Origin of the sequence: Bradyrhizobium sp. SZCCT0231 (assembly GCF_018130245.1) — a bacterium.
Classification (GTDB): Bacteria; Pseudomonadota; Alphaproteobacteria; order Rhizobiales; family Xanthobacteraceae; genus Bradyrhizobium; species Bradyrhizobium japonicum_F.
On sequence record NZ_JAFCKP010000008.1, the window covers coordinates 267,998 to 285,932 of the forward strand.

Annotated in this window: 16 protein-coding genes and 1 riboswitch; of the genes, 11 read left to right on the plus strand and 5 right to left on the minus strand. The window is 64.1% G+C overall.

Translation table 11 applies throughout. The annotated features are described in order from the left end of the window. The first annotated feature begins 77 nt into the window (after window positions 1-77). The 3 genes from lpdA (at window position 78) to JQ566_RS20825 (ending at window position 3,928) form a co-directional block, all read left to right on the plus strand. A complete protein-coding gene (gene lpdA, locus JQ566_RS20815) occupies window positions 78-1,499 on the plus strand; it encodes a dihydrolipoyl dehydrogenase (RefSeq protein WP_212375014.1) in 1,422 nt (473 codons plus the stop codon). Window positions 1,500-1,632: 133 nt separating this feature from the next. Beyond that, window positions 1,633-2,874, plus strand: a complete 1,242-nt coding sequence (locus JQ566_RS20820) for a threonine synthase (protein WP_212375016.1) — start codon at window positions 1,633-1,635, stop codon at window positions 2,872-2,874. Between the two features lie 82 nt (window positions 2,875-2,956). Then, the gene (locus tag JQ566_RS20825; RefSeq protein WP_212375018.1) at window positions 2,957-3,928 is read left to right on the plus strand and encodes a tripartite tricarboxylate transporter substrate binding protein BugD; all 972 of its coding nucleotides are present in this window, start codon (window positions 2,957-2,959) and stop codon (window positions 3,926-3,928) included. A 135-nt stretch (window positions 3,929-4,063) separates the two neighbouring features. Here JQ566_RS20825 and JQ566_RS20830 read toward each other — a convergent pair whose 3' ends face one another. From JQ566_RS20830 to JQ566_RS20840, 3 genes are all read right to left on the minus strand, one after another. Continuing rightward, window positions 4,064-4,450 carry a response regulator transcription factor gene (locus tag JQ566_RS20830; RefSeq protein WP_212375020.1) on the minus strand — a complete coding sequence of 129 codons (387 nt, stop codon included), beginning with the start codon at window positions 4,448-4,450 and terminating at the stop codon, window positions 4,064-4,066. A gap of 95 nt (window positions 4,451-4,545) precedes the next feature. Further along, complete coding sequence (locus JQ566_RS20835) at window positions 4,546-5,217, minus strand: response regulator transcription factor (RefSeq protein ID WP_212375022.1); 672 nt, start codon at window positions 5,215-5,217, stop codon at window positions 4,546-4,548. Next, window positions 5,214-7,199, minus strand: coding sequence for a PAS domain S-box protein (locus JQ566_RS20840; protein WP_212375024.1), 1,986 nt, complete (start codon window positions 7,197-7,199; stop codon window positions 5,214-5,216). The genes JQ566_RS20835 and JQ566_RS20840 overlap by 4 nt, the downstream gene beginning before the upstream one ends. 1,183 nt (window positions 7,200-8,382) lie before the next feature. On the opposite strand from JQ566_RS20840, the gene JQ566_RS20845 reads away from it, so the two are divergent. Both JQ566_RS20845 and JQ566_RS20850 read left to right on the plus strand, forming a co-directional pair. Continuing rightward, window positions 8,383-8,571 (plus strand): hypothetical protein, encoded by a 189-nt coding sequence (locus tag JQ566_RS20845; protein ID WP_212375073.1) that lies wholly within the window; start codon window positions 8,383-8,385, stop codon window positions 8,569-8,571. Then, complete coding sequence (locus JQ566_RS20850; protein ID WP_212375026.1) at window positions 8,568-8,930, plus strand: hypothetical protein; 363 nt, start codon at window positions 8,568-8,570, stop codon at window positions 8,928-8,930. The genes JQ566_RS20845 and JQ566_RS20850 overlap by 4 nt, the downstream gene beginning before the upstream one ends. Window positions 8,931-9,005: 75 nt before the next feature. Here the strand turns inward: JQ566_RS20850 and JQ566_RS20855 are convergent, their stop codons facing one another. Further along, on the minus strand, window positions 9,006-11,195 hold the full coding sequence (locus JQ566_RS20855; RefSeq protein ID WP_212375028.1) for a lytic transglycosylase domain-containing protein: 2,190 nt from the start codon (window positions 11,193-11,195) through the stop codon (window positions 9,006-9,008). Between the two features lie 319 nt (window positions 11,196-11,514). Here JQ566_RS20855 and JQ566_RS20860 point away from each other — a divergent pair, with 319 nt between their 5' ends. The 6 genes from JQ566_RS20860 (at window position 11,515) to JQ566_RS20885 (ending at window position 17,618) form a co-directional block, all read left to right on the plus strand. Further along, window positions 11,515-13,251, plus strand: a complete 1,737-nt coding sequence (locus tag JQ566_RS20860; protein WP_212375030.1) for an adenylate/guanylate cyclase domain-containing protein — start codon at window positions 11,515-11,517, stop codon at window positions 13,249-13,251. Between the two features lie 122 nt (window positions 13,252-13,373). Next, window positions 13,374-13,550: a hypothetical protein gene (locus JQ566_RS20865; RefSeq protein ID WP_212375031.1), complete on the plus strand. Its 177-nt coding sequence runs from the start codon at window positions 13,374-13,376 to the stop codon at window positions 13,548-13,550. Window positions 13,551-13,702: 152 nt separating this feature from the next. Then, window positions 13,703-13,915, plus strand: a complete 213-nt coding sequence (locus tag JQ566_RS20870) for a hypothetical protein (RefSeq protein WP_212375034.1) — start codon at window positions 13,703-13,705, stop codon at window positions 13,913-13,915. Between the two features lie 129 nt (window positions 13,916-14,044). Then, window positions 14,045-14,302 (plus strand): hypothetical protein, encoded by a 258-nt coding sequence (locus JQ566_RS20875; RefSeq protein ID WP_212375036.1) that lies wholly within the window; start codon window positions 14,045-14,047, stop codon window positions 14,300-14,302. A 104-nt stretch (window positions 14,303-14,406) separates the two neighbouring features. Then, window positions 14,407-14,620: riboswitch (cobalamin riboswitch) on the plus strand. 114 nt (window positions 14,621-14,734) lie between these two features. Next, on the plus strand, window positions 14,735-16,963 hold the full coding sequence (locus JQ566_RS20880; protein ID WP_212375038.1) for a TonB-dependent receptor: 2,229 nt from the start codon (window positions 14,735-14,737) through the stop codon (window positions 16,961-16,963). A 73-nt stretch (window positions 16,964-17,036) separates the two neighbouring features. Then, the gene (locus JQ566_RS20885) at window positions 17,037-17,618 is read left to right on the plus strand and encodes a hypothetical protein (protein ID WP_212375040.1); all 582 of its coding nucleotides are present in this window, start codon (window positions 17,037-17,039) and stop codon (window positions 17,616-17,618) included. Between the two features lie 106 nt (window positions 17,619-17,724). Here JQ566_RS20885 and JQ566_RS20890 read toward each other — a convergent pair. Then, window positions 17,725-17,935 (minus strand): hypothetical protein (locus JQ566_RS20890; RefSeq protein ID WP_212375075.1); only part of this gene is annotated, 211 nt, incomplete at its 5' end.

Below are 17,935 nucleotides of genomic sequence, written 5' to 3' on the forward strand. Positions count from 1 at the left end.
GCCCACCTTGTTTCTTTGGGTTGGAAGGCGGTGGGCACGCTTCGCTTTGCCCACCCTACGAACTTCGGGGAGCCGCAATGGCCGATACATCCTTCGACGTCATCATCATCGGCTCCGGCCCCGGCGGCTATGTCACTGCGATCCGCGCCGCCCAGCTCGGCTTCAAGACCGCGATCGTCGAGAAGTCCTATCTCGGCGGCATCTGCCTGAACTGGGGCTGCATCCCGACCAAGGCGCTGCTGCGTTCCGCCGAGATCTATCACTACATGCAGCATGCCAAGGACTACGGCCTCTCGGCGGAGAAGGTCTCGTTCGATCCGAAGGCCGTGGTGCAGCGCTCGCGCGGCGTCTCGAAGCGGCTGAACGATGGCGTCGGCTTCCTGATGAAGAAGAACAAGGTCAGCGTGATCTGGGGCGCGGCCTCGATCGATGCGCCTGGCAAGATCACGGTGAAGAAGTCCGACGTCGAGGGCCCGAAGGGCGCGCTGGGCGAGGGGACCTATCAGGCCAAGCACATCATCGTCGCGACCGGCGCGCGGCCGCGCGTGCTGCCCGGGCTCGAGCCCGACAAGAAGCTGGTCTGGACCTATTTCGAGGCGATGGTGCCGGACCGGATTCCGAAGTCGCTGCTGGTCGTCGGTTCCGGCGCCATCGGCATCGAGTTCGCGTCCTTCTTCCACACCATGGGCTCTGACGTCACCGTGGTCGAGGTGCTGCCGCAGATCCTGCCCGTGGAGGACGCGGAGATCGCAGGGCTCGCGCGGAAACGCTTTGAGAAGATGGGCATGAAAATCATGTCCTCGACCAAAGTCACAAAACTCGAGAAGAAGGCCGACAGCGTCGTCGCCACCATCGACGACGACAAGGGCAAGCCCGTGACCACCGAGTTCGAGCGGGTGATCTCGGCGGTCGGCGTCGTCGGCAACATCGAGAATCTCGGCCTCGAAAAGCTGGGCGTGAAGACCGACCGCGGCTGCATCGTCATCGACGGCTACGGAAAGACCAACGTCCCCGGCATCTATGCCATCGGCGACGTCGCCGGACCCCCGATGCTCGCGCACAAGGCCGAGCATGAAGGCGTGATCTGCGTCGAGGCGATCAAGGGCCTCAATCCGCACCCCATGGACAAGAACATGATCCCGGGCTGCACCTATTGCCATCCGCAGGTCGCCTCCGTGGGCCTCACCGAAGCCAAGGCGAAGGAGAACGGCCGCGAGATCCGCGTCGGCCGCTTCCCCTTCGTCGGCAACGGCAAGGCGATCGCGCTCGGCGAAGACCAGGGTCTGGTCAAGGTGATCTTCGACAAGAAGACCGGTCAGCTGCTCGGCGCGCACATGGTCGGCGCGGAGGTCACCGAGCTGATCCAGGGCTATGTCGTCGCCATGAACCTGGAGACCACGGAAGAAGAGCTGATGCACACCGTCTTCCCGCATCCGACGCTGTCGGAGATGATGAAGGAGGCGGTGCTGGATGCGTATGGACGGGTGCTGAATATCTAACCGCCGCCGTCATTGCGAGCGAAGCGAAGCAAAGCAATCCAGACTGCCTCTGCGGAAAGATTCTGGATTGCTTCGCTACGCTCGCAATGACGGGCAGAGAGAGCTGTTTGCAGAATAAGAAGGAAATCACCCCATGCACGACAACGACAATCTCACCATCGAACGCCCGACCTTCGTCACCCATCTCGAATGCGCGATGGAGGGCGATCATTATGCGGCCGACCAGGTCCATAATCTCTCCAAGGCCGGCAAGCCGCTTCTCGTCCGCTACGACCTCGCGGGCGTGAAGAAGGCGCTGACCAAGGATGCGCTCAGCAACCGGCCCGGCGACATGTGGCGCTACCGCGAGCTGCTGCCGGTGCGCAAATGCCAGGACATCGTCTCGCTCGGCGAGGTGACGACGCCGCTGATCCGGCTGCCGAAGCTCGGCACAAAGCTCGGCGGCGGCGAGATCATCGTCAAGGACGAGGGGCGGCTGCCGACCGGCTCGTTCAAGGCGCGCGGCCTCGTCATGGCGGTGTCGATGGGCAAGGCGCTCGGCATCAAGCACATGGCGATGCCGACCAACGGCAATGCCGGCGCGGCACTGGCGGCCTACGCAACAAGCTGCGGCATCAAGACCACGATCTTCTGCCCGGCCGACACGCCAGAGGTGAATGTCAGCGAGATCGAGCTGCAGGGCGCGACCGTCTACCGCGTCAACGGCTATATCGACGATTGCGGCAAGATCGTCGGCGAGGGGAAAGCGAAAGTCGGCTGGTTCGACACCTCGACGCTGAAGGAGCCGTACCGCATCGAGGGCAAGAAGACGATGGGCCTCGAGCTCGCCGAGCAGCTCGGCTGGGACGTGCCTGACGTGATCTTCTATCCGACCGGCGGCGGCACCGGCCTGATTGGCATGTGGAAGGCGTTCGACGAGCTCGAGAAGATCGGCTTCATCGGAAGCAAGCGCCCGCGCATGGTCGCGGTGCAGGCCTCGGGCTGCGCGCCGATGGTGCGCGCCTATGATGCCGGCACCGAGCATGCGACGCGCTGGGAGGACGCCCACACCATTGCGTCGGGCATCCGCGTGCCGCAGGCAATCGGCGATTTCCTGATCCTGCGCGCGGTGCGCGAGAGCAAAGGTTTTGCCATTGCCGTCGATGACGACAAGATCTCGGCGGCGCTGAACGAGGTCGCGCGCGAGGAGGGGCTCTTGCTGTGCCCCGAGGGCGCCGCCACCTACGCCGCCTACAAACAGAGCCTCGCCGACGGCCGCGTCAGCAAGACCGATCGCGTGATGCTGTTCAACTGCGCGACCGGCCTGAAATATCCGCTGCCGCCGGTCACCCGCACGCTCGATCGTCACAAGCCGATCGACTATTCGCAGTTCTAACGCGGCAATACGCCACGAACGATTTCTCTTCCCGTACGCGGGCAGAGCAAAAATAATATTCGACATCGCTGGGGAGAAGACAATGACGAAGGCCGTCTGGGCTGCGCTGTTTGCTATTCTCGCGTTCACCGGCGCCGCGCGCGCCGATGACTATCCCACTCATCCCATCACCATCATCGTGCCGTTCGCGGCCGGCGGACCGTCGGATGCGATGGCGCGCGTGCTTGCCGAGCGGATGCGCACCTCGCTCGGCCAGCCCGTCGTGATCGAGAACGTCACCGGCGCGGGCGGCTCGATCGGCGTCGGCCGCGCGGTGCAATCGCCACCCGACGGCTACACCATCTCGTTCGGCCACCTCGGCACCCACGTGGCCAACGGTGCCGTCTACAAGCTCAAATACGACCTCGTCGCCGATCTCGAGCCGGTGGTGCTGCTGCCGAGCAACCCGATGATCGTGGTCAGCAAGAACGCGGTGCCCGCGACCTCGCTGAAGGAGCTCATCGAGTGGCTCAAGTCACGGCCGTCGCCGCCGACCGCAGGTACCGCCGGCGCGGGCTCCGGCAGCCATATCGCCGGCGTCTATTTCGAGAGCGTCTCCGGCATCAAGCTGCAATACGTGCCGTATCGCGGCACCGCGCCCGCGCTGAACGATCTCATCGCCGGCCAGATCGACCTCATCCTCGACCAGACCTCCAACTCCATCAACCAGGTCCGCGCCGGCACCATCCGCGCCTACGCCATCACCGACGACAAGCGCCTCGCCTCGGCGCCCGACATTCCGACCGCGGAGGAGGCGGGCCTGAAAGGCTTCAACATGACGCTGTGGTCCGGCATGTGGGTGCCGAAGGGGACGCCGAAGGAGATCGTGACCAAGCTCAATGCGGCCGCCGTGGAGGCGCTGAACGATCCGGCGGTGAGGAAGCAGCTCGAAAGCCAGGGCCTCGAGATGACACCCAAGGATCAGCTCACGCCCGAAGCGCTCGGCGCGCGGCAGAAGGCCGAGATCGCCAAATGGTGGCCGATGATCAAGGCGGCGAATATCAAGGTGGATTGAACCGGGCGGCGCATGCCTTGTGGTGCGTCGCCAGGTTCTTCGACTCATCCTGAGCAGGCCGGAACGCGGCCACCTCGCGAGAAGCGGGATTTGTCCTGCTCGCTGTCGCCGCCGCGTTTGCTGGCCGCCGGGCGCTCACAGCATGGTTTCCTGATCTGCTGCCAGCGCGCGGTTCAGGCATTGCATCAGATCCGAGGCGACGAACGGCTTACCGAGAAAACAGATTGCGCCGGCATCTAGCGCACGCACGCGTACGCTCTCATCCGGGAAAGCCGTGATGAAGATGAACGGCGTGGCCGAACCCTGCGCGCGCATCCGCGTCAACAGATCGATTCCGGTCATCAGCGGCATCTGCACGTCGGCGATCACGCACGAGGTGTCATTCGAATCGGTCGAGCTCAAAAACTCCTCGGCCGAGGCGAATGTGTGGACGATGTATCCACGCGATTCCAAGAGATTGTTGATCGCGGCCCGAACGTAAGGGTCGTCGTCAAGCACCGAGATGACCGAAGCCACTGACAAGACGTCCGCTCCTCGCCGGGAATTACGCTTGCCGTCGCCACGGCTACATACAAAGTCGTAAGGTGGACCTGCCAGTTACGATTGGAAACTCATACTTAGGTTTGTGCGTCGGATTTGTTGGACCCAATCCCGAGCGCCTCGCTCATTCTCACCAGATCGGCCAGCGACTTCGCGCCCATTTTTCGCATGATCTGGCCGCGATAGATTTTGACGGTAATTTCCGCCAATCCGAGCTGGGCGGCCACCTGTTTGTTCATCAGGCCGGACGTCACCAGCGACAATACGTCTCGTTCCCGCGAGGACAGTGACTCGAAGCGCGATCTGACGCTCGAGACCGTCCTGTTGAGGTCGCGGCGCTTGCGGTCTCGCTCGATCGCGGCCTGGACTGCGTCCAGAATGTCCTGGTCGCGAACCGGCTTGGTCAAGAAGTCGATCGCGCCGCTCTTCATGGCCCGAACCGTCATGGGAATATCGCCATGACCGGTAATGAAGATGATGGGCGTGTGGATATTTGCCTTGGCAAGATCGGTCTGCAGCTCAAGGCCGCTTGTTCCGGGCAGGCGGATGTCGAGCACCAGGCAGCTCGGGACGTCTGGCGGCTTGGCCTGGAGGAGCTGCGGCGCCGAGCCGAATGCTTCGACCTTGAGACCGACCGACTCGAACAGATTGGTGAGCGCACGGCGCATGGATGCGTCGTCGTCGACGATGAGGACGATGGGCTGATCGCCGTCCTTCTGCGGCGGCGAAGATTCCGCGCGCTCGGTCACGATGGTTCCTCTCGGTGGAGGGGCAAGGTGATCTGAAAAGTCGCGCCGCGCTCCTGGTTGGGTGCGGCGGAAAGTCGTCCGCCATGGGCCTCGATGATGGATCGACAGATCGACAGTCCCATGCCCAGTCCGGAGGACTTCGTGGTAAAGAACGGCGTGAACAGGCGGTCGATCGCCTGTTCACTGATGCCGACCCCGCAGTCGGAAACGCTCACCAGCATTGCGTCATCGCCGCTCGCCCCCGAACGGATCGCCAGCTCGCGCGGGCGATCGTGGACGTCTTCCATGGCCTCGATCCCGTTCATGATCAGGTTGATCAGGACCTGTTGCAACTGGATTCGATCGCCGAGGATCTTTGGTAGTGCCGACGACAGCTCCATTCGTATCGAAACGGCGTGGCTGGCCATCTCGCGCTGAACGAGCGCGACGGCCTCCCGCACGACCACATTGGCGTCGAGCAGAACCATCTCGATGTCAGACCGCTTGGCGAGTGCCCGAACGTGACGGATCACGTCGCTGGCACGCCTGCCGTCCTCGATGATCCACTCGACGGAGCGGCGGGCCGCTTGGAGATCGGGCGGGCTGCGCTGCAGCCAGGCGAGGCAGGCGTCGGCGTTTGCGATCACTGCGGCGAGCGGCTGATTGATTTCGTGGGCAATGGAAGCGGTCAGCTCACCCAGTGTCGTGACTCGCGTCACATGGGCGAGCTCGGCCTGGGCCTTGCGCAGCGCGTCTTCGGCTTGATTGGCGCGGATGGCCGCGGTTACGTCAGTGCAGACGCCCCGATAGCCCAGGAAAGCGCCGTCGGCGTCGAAGAACGGCTTGCCGCTGGTCCGGACGTAGATCGGCTGCCCGTTGCGGTCTCTGCTGCGATACACCAGGTCGCGGAACGGGACATGGGCATCGAGCGCCGCCCGATGTTGTCGCCATTTTTCGGGTTCGAGATCTGCGTCCGGAGCGATGTCCCAGCGCGTGAGTCCGATCAGGCCGGCGGGGACGGTGATGGTATCGGAGTGTTCCGATACATGGGTGACGCGATGGTCTGGCCCCGTCTCCCAGAACCAGTCGGAGGCGGTTTCGGCATAGTCGCGAAAGCGCTGCTCGCTGTCACGCAGCCTGCGCTCTGCCTCCTTGGTCGCCGTGATGTCGGATACCGATCCCACGAACTCCACCTGACCGCTGGCATCTCGTGTCGCCCGGGCGACCGCTCGGACGTACTTGATGGAACCGTCGGGCATCACAAGCCGGTATTCGTGGTCGTAATCTTTTCCCTCGCGCGCCGCTCGGCCCGTGGTGTTCTGCACCGCGAGCCGGTCCTCCGGATGGATCCGCTGGAGCATGAACGGGATCTCCGGCTTGGTCCCCTCGTCCAATTGGAAGATGCGATAGGTCTCCTTGGACCACGTGATCTCGCGGGTTGCGGCCTTCCAGCCGAAACTGCCGGTGTGGCTCAATTCCTGCGCCTGGGCGAGATAAGCCTCGCTCTGTCGCAGCGCATTCTCCGCTTCCTTGCGCTCGGTAATGTTCTCGCAGGCGACCAGCACGATTGGTCCGCCATCGGCCCGCAGCATGGTCTTGGCATTCTCGCGCACCCATAGCACCGAGCCGTCCTTGCGAATCTTCCGGATCTCCCAGGTGTGAGACTGGTCGACGGTCTCAAGGCACAGCGCGACACACGCGCGGACAGTAGCGCGATCTTCCTCGAAGAAGACATCCAGCACGGATCGGCCGATCAGCTCCGCGGGCGTATAGCCCAGCTGCGCGGCGCCAAACGTGTTCACGTTGATCACGGTTCCCGCCGGGTCGACCATGAAGTACATGACCGGGTTGTGCTCGAAGACTTGCTGCCACTGCTTGACCGCCTCGAGCAGGTCGGGGCCATCGAGCTTGGTGCGCGGCTTAGCGGTGACAGTTTGCCTGACGCAGCCGACGAGGAATTGCGCGGCTGACTTCCCGAATGTCGCTGCCCGGCCAGGCTTCATCGCAGACGCTCCCGGCGCTCCCGGCGTGAACACGAGTAGAGCACGTTGCCGCGAGAGGAGCAATTCCGGCCAAGCTCGGATGGGCCGTCATGACGTTCGCCTCTGAATTGACCGCTCGCCGCCTGGTCGATTGCGGCGCATCAAGGACGCCATGCCGGCAAGGCTTTCACGGTGACCGTGCAGCCGGATCATCGTGCGCCGTCTCGTTGAACATGAGCCAGCCTGGCCCCCGGGCGAATACGGGACAAACCTAGGTATAGCTCCTCCATTCCTAGTCATGTCGGCAATTTACTTCCGTTCAATTGAGCGTCTCGGCCCCAGCGGACTAGCCTTGCGACCAATCGGGAGTATCGGCCGGCCAATCGTAGCGAGCACACGAGAACCGGTCTGAAGCTTACGGCCGAGGCGTCTTATCGACAGGCACGACCAAGGCCGCTGCAACTCCCGACACGTATCCGCCGTCGCGGCAAATTCACGACCCGCGTGAGGTCGAAGGAAACGAACAGCGCAAGCAACAGAGGGAGACAACAATGTGCGATACATCGGCACTTCCTGAGCGTCGCCTATCGGAGTCCGAACGTTGCTCTTCAGTCAACGGCTGTGCGGTGTGCGGCGGTAGGTTTGGCCTGATCCGCTACTATTCCTGGCGCACCGCGCTCTGCTCCAAAAAGTGCGTCGACCGCTTCCGCACACGCCGCGAACGTGACCGCCGGTGGTTGTTCCGGGCTCAGGTCGCGTGAGGCCGGGCTGGAGAGCTGACACCGTTCCGAAGGTCTGATCCGGGAGCCCGTGCGTTGAACCGCTCATGCAAGCTCTTGTGCTCGATGGTTCTCCTCGGCTCCATTGCGACGGTCCAGGCCCAGGAGACGGGACACGGCGCCGTTCACCGCCAGCACCCACCCCAGGACCAGGCGCTGCACGAAAAATTCTATTCGACCTGGCACATGCCGGACAATCCGAGCCTCAGTTGTTGCAACAGCGCCGACTGCTATCCGACCGATATCAAATACATCGACGGCCAAATCTATGCGCGGCGCCGGGAGGACGGGAGATACATTCGGATCCCACCGCAAAAGGTGGAGCGAAACCGGGATAATCCGGACGGCCGAAACCATCTTTGCGCTCCACCGCCCGCACTGTCTCCGCTCGACAGCGTCTACTGCTTCGCTTTGGGAGGTGCCACATGAGATTCGCGTTCGTGCTGGTCAACGGCCGGACCCCGTTCCGGCCGACCTGGTGCACGCAGTGCTGCGAGCCGATCAGCGGCAGCTATCTCCGCGAGATCGCGACCCGTCTGCCTTACTGCGACCATCAATGCTACGCGCTGTTCTGCGAGGCGCTCGCGAAAGATGGCGTGAGAGCGGTTTCATGAAGTTCGTGCTGGTCAATCACGAGCCTCCGTTGCACACGGCCACGTGCAGCACATGCTCGCGGTCGCTCGGCTCCGGCTATGTCCGGCACGCGCGGACACAGCGCCGTTACTGTGACTACGATTGCTACCGGCGCGGCGAGTTCGTCTCGTTGTTGATGCAATGGCCGGTGCCTCTGCGGACAGAGCCGGCAGGCAGGAACGTCGAGCTTGCCGCTGGCAGCATGATCGAGATGTTGACGGTCCTGGGTGCCGTCTGGTGCTGGAGCTGCACGATCAACGCCTGGACCTTCGCGAGAGCTTTGACCGGCGCATATTTGGACGGCCGCGATCTGATCACGATGGAGGGAGGTGACACCTAGCTGCGCGACTGCACTCGCGCGGAGGCCGCAGCGACGCAACCTTGCAGGCGCCGTGTCCAGCCCCGGCGGCGTCGACTAGGGAGCGGGTGCTGCGGCCGCCACGGGTGCCGCTGCACCGGCCTCATGCGTGACCACGCGCTGGTCGCTCTTGCCGGCGACCATGCCGCTGCCCTCGAACCTTGCGCGGTAGACCAGCACGTTCTCGATCACGCGCTGGACGTAGTTGCGGGTCTCCGACAGCGGAATGCGCTCGACCCAGTCGACCGGATCGACATTGGGATCCCTGGGATCGCCGCGCGCCTGCACCCATTCGCGCACGCGTCCGCGGCCGGCATTGTAGCCGGCGAAGGTCATGATCTGGTTGCCGCGATATTCCGACAGAAGCGCACTGAGCTCGGCCGCGCCCATCTGGGTGTTGTAGACGGGATCGGACACCATCCTGTCCCAGTCATAGGTGAGGCCGAAGCGTTTGGCGGTATCTCGGCCCGCTTCCGGCGTCACCTGCATCAGCCCGACCGCATTGGCCGGCGACTTGTCGCGCTGGTCGAACGAGCTCTCGGTGCGCGCCACCGAATAGATCACGCTGGTCTCGATCGCGGGCGCGACCTGCTTGTGCTCGGGAATGCCGATGGTCGGGAACGCGTAATGGTCCAGCGCGAGCCCGCGCGCCAGCGCGGACTTGCCGACCTCCAGCATCACGCGCGCATCGTTGCGCCGGCCGGCAAGCTCGCCGAGCGCTTCGAGCGCCGCGACGTCGGTGCTCTCCTTTGCAAAATCCTCGGCGTAATAGAACACCATGTCGCGCTCGCCGATCCCGTACAGCATGTCGGCGGCGCGGACGCGTTCGTCCGCAAGCTGTGTATCGGCAGAGGCCAGAACCGGCGAGGGCGCACGCAGCTCGATGCGGTCGAGCCCGAGCTTGGCGCGGGCGAGCTGGCCGTAATAGGCGGTCTGATAGCGCGCCGCCGCCCGATAGCTCATGCGCGCATCGGCCATTGCGCCCATGGCCTCGGCGGCGCGGCCGCGCCAGTAATGGGCCCGCGACAGCGCGATTGGATTGGCCGAGCCTTCGTCGATCGCGGCGAAGTGCATCATCGCCGTCTTGGGATCGTCGAGAAAGCGCAGCGCGATCCAGCCGCACATGAAGTGGTAGTCGACGCGATAGACTTCCTTTTCCGGCACCGCGGCCGTGCGCACCACATCATAGGCGGTCCTGGACTTGCCCTGGTCGAGCAGCTTGCGCGCGAGCAGGCGGCGCTCGCGCCACCAGGCATCGGTGTCCTGGGCGGCCATGGTGTCGGGTGCGGCAGCGAGGATCACCTCGGCAGCGTCGTCGATGCGGTCCTTCTGGAGATGCCATTGCGCGCGGCACAGCACGTAGCCGAGATCGCGGCGGGCGTCAGCGGCGACGTCATCGAGATAGTCCTTGGCCTTGTTCGCCTTGCCGGTGACCGCGGCACAGGCTTTGACGATCGCGAGCGCATCCTCGCCGAGCCGTTTGGCGGCGCGCCTTGCGCCGGCATAGTCCTTGGCGCCGAGGCGCTTGTCCATGCGGGCCCGATGATCGTCCGCCGTGAGGAAATCACGGAACGCCTCGTAAGCGTCCTCCTCACTGCGCTCCGACAATTCGTCGGTGCGCCAGGCTTCGCGCACGAGCCGCGCAGCCCTGTCGGCCTCGCCTTCAGTGAGCAGCACGCGGGCGAGCGCGAACTTGCCCTTGGCGCTGGTCGGCCGGTCCATGGTGAATTTGTGCACGGTGCCGGCGTCGGCCTTCTCCTGCCACAGCCGCGCCTCCGCGCGCCGGCGCAGGAGCGTGCTGCTCGGCCAGTCGGGATTGGCGGCGAGGAAGCCGGCGTAGCGCTTGAAATTCGCGGTGCTCTCGGAGTGGCGCAGCATGAACCAGTCGGCGAGCTTCTGTCCGGCGGGGTCAGCGATGCGGTCGCGCGCCGCGCTCGCGTCATCCGTCTTGCCCTTGCGCGCGAGATCGATGGCGTCCTTCAGCGCGGCGAGGTCGCCGGTCAGCGGCGGCAGTGCCGGCTTGGCCGCGGGCTCGTCGACCGTCTTCTTCGACTTGCGCCTGGCGTCGGCGTGCTTGCCGTGTCGCGCTTTGCCGGCGGAGGCGTGGCGGTGCTTGCCGGCTTTCGCCTCATGCGTCTTCTTCGGCGCGGACGATTTGTGACTAGTCTTCGCCGCCAGCTCGGCGGGAAGCAAGGCCATCGCGGCCACGGCAACGACACACGCGAGCGAGCGTAGGCACTGGTTCATTCGATGGTCCCCCCTGCGAAACCACTACAAACCAAGGTCCGCGACGACATGCGGCTTGCGAATCAAAGCATCGAACGATGCATCAGCATCGTGTCGCATCCTCAGGCTGTCGCAACAATGCGGCAAAATACGGATGGGAACTCGGGAACTTCCGAAATGGCGGAAGAGGCAGTGGCTTTAACCTTTGTTAACGATCAGGGCTCGCGCGACGGGAGTGCACGGTTCAGGACGTCAGGGCGGCGAGATTGCGCGTGTTCCAACGACCAAATCCGGTGTATGAGTTCCCTCGCTTCGTCCTTTCAGCCTTTGCCCTGCACCTATGCCGATTTTCAATCAGTCGATCCGGCGCAAGATCGTCGGCATCGCTCTCGGATTGATCGTCCTGATGCTGGTCACCTCGATCCTGTCGATGGTGATGTCGAGCCAGGTCGGCGTCCTGCTCGACGAGCTCACCAACCGTTACATCCCGGCCTATAGCCATCTGGCGCGTGCCAACATTCGCTCGCTGGAGCGCGGGCTGGCGTTGCGGCGCATGGTCATGACCAAGATGGAGGCGCCGTCGGACGAGGAGGCCTATGCGGCGCGCCTTCGCGACTTCGAGGCCTCGGACCGCAAGATCGAGGAGGAGGCGGAGGCCGCGCGCAAGCTGATCAACGCGATCATCGACGACCCCAGGACGTATTCCGACAATGCCGCGCTGGGACGGATCGATATCCGCATCGAGACTGCCGTCACCGAGCTGCGCCGCGATCTGACCGAGGACCATGCCAAGCTCCTCAAGCAGGTCGACGCCAGGCAAATGGCCGAGGCCCGCGGCACGCTGGAACACATCGACGTGCTGCGCGACCAGTTCAACCGGAAGGTCGATGCGATCCGCGGTGACATGCTGACCCAGGTCTTCTTCTCGACGTCGCAGGTCATCAGCCGCCAGCATCAGGCGATCATCATCTCGGGCATCGTGACTTTGCTGGCGGCGATCGTCGGGTTTGTCTTTGCACTGCTGGTGAGTAGCGGCATCACGCGCCCGGTACGGCTGCTGCTGGCCGGCGCCCGCGAGGTCGAGGCGGGCCGGTTCGACAAGCCCATCACCGTCTCCACGCACGACGAGATCGGCGAGCTTGCCGCGGCCTTCAACCGCATGATCGAGCAGTTGCGCCACAACGAACGTATCCGCGAGACCTTCGGCCGCTACATCGACCCGAAGGTGGTGCAGGGCCTGATCGACCGGCCAGAGGTCGCCATCGACGGTGAGCGCCGGGTGATGACCATCATGTTCTGCGACATGAGCGGCTTCACCTCGATGAGCGAGGGCATGACCCCGCGGGGCCTCGTCAAAGTGATGAACCACTATTTCACCGTGATGTCCGCGCCCATCAGGAGCAATCGCGGCGTCATCGACAAATATATCGGCGACGCCATCATGGCCTATTGGGGCCCGCCCTTCATCGAGGAGGACGAGCAGGCGATGCTCGCCGGACTTGCCGCCGTCGAGATGGTTGACCAGGTGCCCGCGCTGCAGAAGCAGCTGCCGGATCTGCTCGGCATCCGCTCCATGCCGGCGCCGTGCGATCTGCGCATCGGCATTGCCACCGGCGAGGTCCTGACCGGCAGCATCGGTTCCGAGCTGATGATGAGCTTTACCGTGATGGGCGACGCCGTGAATCTCGCCTCGCGGCTCGAGGCCGTCAACAAGGTCTACGGCACCCGCATCCTGATCTCGCAGGCGACTGCGGATGCAATTGGATCGCACCTCGAATTGCGCGAGATCGATCGTCTGGCGGTCGCGGGTCAAAGCGCCCCGCAGGCGATCTTCGAGGTGATGGCGAGACCGGGCGCACTCACCGATGCGCAAGCGAGCCTGCGCACGCACTATGCCGAAGGTCTCGCCGCCTATCGCGCCCGGCGCTTCGACGAGGCCCGTGCCGCCTTCAACGCGGCACTCGAGGCGGCGCCTGGCGACGGCCCCTCGCGCGCGATGCTCGAGCGCATCACCCAGTTCGCGCCCACTCCGCCGGATGCCGATTGGGATGGCGCCTGGCGGCTGGAGCAGAAATAGCCGTGGCTGCGGTCCGGAATGCCGGACCGGAAAAAACGATGCTACTCCATAACGATGTTCGCCGTGACCTATTTCCCGGGCCTAGGTTTGTCGTCCCTGAGGCGTCTGATGGGGACACGCCGATGACACATCTTGAGGACAGGCTCGAACGGTTCGAGACGCTCACCGCCGAATGCGAGCTGATTGCCAAGCTCACCACCGACAGCACCAAGCGCGAGTTCTATCTGAGGCTCGCGGAGCAGTACCGCCAGCTGGCGGCAGATATGCGGCACGCGATCGCGACCAGGGCTGCGGCCTGAGCCGGCCTGCAATCCGTTCTTAACGTTTGGCGCGCATCCTTGAAGCATGCGGGCGTCGCCGATCGGCGATTGCTCGTTGTGGGAAGGCCGGGGTTCGTTGCAATGCAGCGCGCCTCGCGAGTGTCACTTGTCATGCCTGACAGGGCAATCCCATGCGCCTCGTTGCAGTGATCATAGTCGCGCTCATGACGGCGGCCTGCGATCAGGAGCAGGACATCACCGGCACGACGAATTCGACCTGTCCGATGCGAAACTACAGCTACAATCCACGCGACATGAACCAGTGCGTCAACGCCTGCAAAGCGTGCGACCGCGGCACAACGGTCACCTGCACGACCTCCTGCACCCTCAAGGGGGCTCGCTGAGCGGAACCACCTTGCCTTGCGGGGAACCGATAGCGGCCCCGAGGTCAAAGGCTGGCGGTGCTTGGGCACCGGAACGATTCACATGGATTAATCATTGAATGAGGCGGGCAGGACGCGGAGTCCGATGGAATGGGTGTGCTCGATCCCGGTCGATTTCTGGTGTCGTGCTCGCATTGCGATGCCTGGCCGATGGCCGCGAATGTGAAGCGGTCGAACTGGTCGGCGTCCCCACACGAGGTCCGCTTCGTCTGCACGCGCTGCCGCCGTGAAGAGACCGCGATCGTCTCCGCCTCCGGCGAATTGACACCTGTCAGGCGCGTCGATGTCCCGCCGCACGATGTCGCTGTCGCCTGGGCCCAGGCCCAACGTTTGCGAGGGCGGACCTGAGCGGCCGGCGGCCGCTCACATGGACCGGCATTGGCCGGTACGTCGGTGCCAGCTCGCGGCGGTGACAACGGTCGCCGGTCGATTGACTCCTGGCTCCGGCGCCTCGTAGATTGGCTGCCGACGGTTCTCCTTTCGGAGATCAAAAGGGAACGTGGTGCGAGATTTCCCAACGCGGGGATCTTCTCAATGCCATGGCTGCCCCCGCAACTGTAAGCGGCGAATCTCTCGTCCTGTGCCACTGGGAATCTCGGTCCTGGGAAGGCGACGCAGAGGTAACGACCCGCGAGCCAGGAGACCTGCCGTCAGCCGTGGTCACACGCGAAGATGTCGGTCGGGGAGTACAGACATTAGCTTCACCGGAGCAATCGATCGCTCCGCCGTAAAGCCTCGTTCGCTGTGACGTGCCACTGACGTCATGCCGAGGTTAGAATTGTGTCCCGTTTTGTCATTGCCGCCAGGCGCTGCTGCGCCGGTATCGTTGCGGCCGTCTCATTCCATTCGCTCGATCTTTCCGTTACCCACGCACAGCAGGCTGTCGCCGAGCAACTGCCGCCGGTCGAAGTGACCAGGCCCGACGATCAGAACCGTACGCGTGCCAGGGCGACCGGCGATGGCGATGCGGGAAGGCGCCGGGCGACGCCGAACGGGACGTTGAGCGGGACCGGCTCGTCAGGCTCCGGCCGCGAGGTGGTCGCCGACAATGGCGGCATCGTCGGCGCGGCCACGACCGTCATCACGGCCGCGGACATCGCGCATGCGCCCTCGCAGACGCTGGCCGAGATCATCGCGGGCCAAGTCCCGGGCGCCCAGATCACGACGTTCTATGGCGGCCAGATCGGTGCCAAGACCAATGTCGACCTGCGCGGCTTCGGCGCGTTCGCCACTGCCAACACCTTGGTGCTGGTCAACGGACGACGGCTGAACGACATCGATATGGCGCAGGTGGATCTGTCCACCATTCCGCTTAATTCGATCGAACGTATCGAGGTCACAAGCGGCAATTCCGGTGCAGTGCTCTATGGAGACAACGCGGTCGGCGGCGTGATCAACATCGTCACCAGGAACGGTGTCGGCGGCCCGCCCGCAACAGCGCGCATCGAGGCCGGTTTCGGCTCGTTCGACACCAGGCTGGGCAACGTCTCGACCTCGCTCAATTCCGGTCCATGGTCGACCTCGTTCTACGGCAATGCCGTCAGGACCGATGGCTATCGCGACAACAATCGCTACGCCCAGGAGAACGGCGTCGGCAATCTGAACTACACGACGCCGGGCCTGACTGCTTTCCTGACCGTCACCGGTGACGATCAGGAGCTGCGACTGCCCGGCGGCCGCACGATCGATCCGTCGATCGGCCTCGACGAGCTCGCGACCAACCGGCGAGGGACCAGCACGCCTTTCAACTACGCCAACCAGCAGGGCTTCAGCGCGACGGCGGGCTTCACCAAGACCCTGGTCAACGGCGTCGATCTCATCGTCGACGGCGGCCTGCGCGACAAGAGGCAGCAGAGCGCGTTCTTCTCGAGCCCGACGCCGGTCCCGGCTTTCTTCACGTCGACCTATGTCGACGCCGATCTGACGACATGGTCGATCACGCCGCGCCTCAGCGTGAAGAGCCTTCTGCTCGGGATGCCCTCGCAGCTCTTGACCGGCGTCGACTATTACGATGCGAATTTTCGGCAGAACCGCGGCGCCGGCCAGGGCCTCGCTCCCTGGCACAATTACGGCCTCGGGCAGCGGACGGTGGCGGGCTATGTCCAGCACACGCTGGGCCTCGCGCCGACGACCGACATCTCCTACGGCGCACGGTTGCAGAACATCAATCTGTCGGCACGTGACAATTTTGATCCGACGGCTCCATTCAATGCCGACATCGGCGCGCTGCCGCTGAGGAGCGATGAGACCCAATATGCGCTGCACCTCGGTGCCGAGCATCGCCTCAGTGACACCGTCGCGCTGTTCGGCCGGGCTGCGCGCGCCTTCCGCACGCCTGACGTCGACGAGCGGGTGTCGTCAGGCCCATCATTCGACCCGTTGTTCAATCCGCTTCCGCAGACGTTCCAGCTCAAGACCCAGACCTCGCAGGACATCGAGGGCGGGCTGCGCATCAGAGGAGGCGGACTGCAGATGCAGAGCAGTCTCTATCTGATGGACCTCGCCAACGAGATCCATTTCAATCCGATCCTGTTCTACAACACCAATCTCGATCCGACCCGCCGTTACGGCTCGGAGACCAGTGTCTCCTATCGCATCAACGATGCACTGCTGGTGCGTTCCGGCGTGGCCTATACGCGGGCTGTCGTCCGCGAAGGCATCTGGGCAGGCAACGACGTGCCGCTGGTGTCGCGCTACACCGCGAGTGCGGGCCTCACCTGGAACATCTGGCAGAACTATCTGGTGCTTGATGCCACCGCGCGCTTCTGGAGCGAGCGTCGCATGGACAACGACCAGGCCGGAACCCAGAGGCCTATCCCTGCGAATGGCACGATCGACGTCAAGCTCAGCGGTCAATATGAGCGGTACTTCTGGTCGTTCAGCGTCAACAATCTGCTGAACGCGCTCTACTACGACTACGCCATCGCAAGCACCTTCACCGACGGACGCTTCAGCGCCTATCCGCTGCCCGGTCGCACCTATCTGCTCAAGGCCGGCGCCAAATTCTGATCCAGGCTTTGACGTCAACAGGGCTGTCACTCGTCCCCAAATGAACTAGAATTCGAAAAGAAGGAGATCACCTATGGCTCTCAGCATCCTGCCGTCTCGTGCCGACGGTTTCCGGCTTCATCCGGTGGCGCCGCGCCTTGCACCGATGTTCTGCTTTGTGCTGTTGACGGTGTCATGCGCGCTCGCAAGTCTTGCGTTCGCCTGTGCGACGCCGTTCGCGGCCTTCGCCGTCGTCGCGGCCGCGATGCTGCCGCTGCGGCCTGCGCTGCTCGTCGTCACCGGGGCCTGGTTCGTGAACCAGACCATTGGCTTCGGCGTGCTGCATTATCCCATCGACGGCAGCACCATCGCCTGGGGCTTTGTGATCGGCGCGGCCGCGTTGCTGTCCACCGCGGCAGCGTCCGCCGTGCTTCGCACGCTGCCGCAGGGCCGCACGCCACTGATGCTCGCGGTCACGCTCATCGCCGCCTACGCGGCCTATGAGATCGCGCTGCTGGCTGCAACGCCGTTCCTCGGCGGCGAGGGCGCCTTCACCGCCGCCGTCGTCACGCGCATCGGGCTGACCAGCGCCGCCTGGCTCGCCGGCCTCGTCGCCGCCTGCGAGATCGTCCGCCTGGTCGATACGTTCGGCCGTAGAATCGCGATGTCGGCCTGAGCGGCTCTCTTCGTAGTCTCGTAGCCCGGATGGAGCGCCAGCGTAATCCGGGGCTGCTCGCCCGGCATCTCGCACCGTCCCGGATTACGCTGGCGCTCCATCCGGGCTACAGGTCTCGCCCTGTGTCGCCCGCTGTCAAGCCACCTGCGCGAAAATATTCCGCTTTACCGAAATTCGGATTTGCCGTATGAATCGCCCATCCCGGCTCATTCTTGAGGGGCGATCGTGTGGTCGTCATGTTCGCGAGCTGGGCTTGCGGTGGACGCAGCAGCGTCGGGCGCGACAAGCCAAGGGCAGGGCGGATTGCTCTCCGTGAG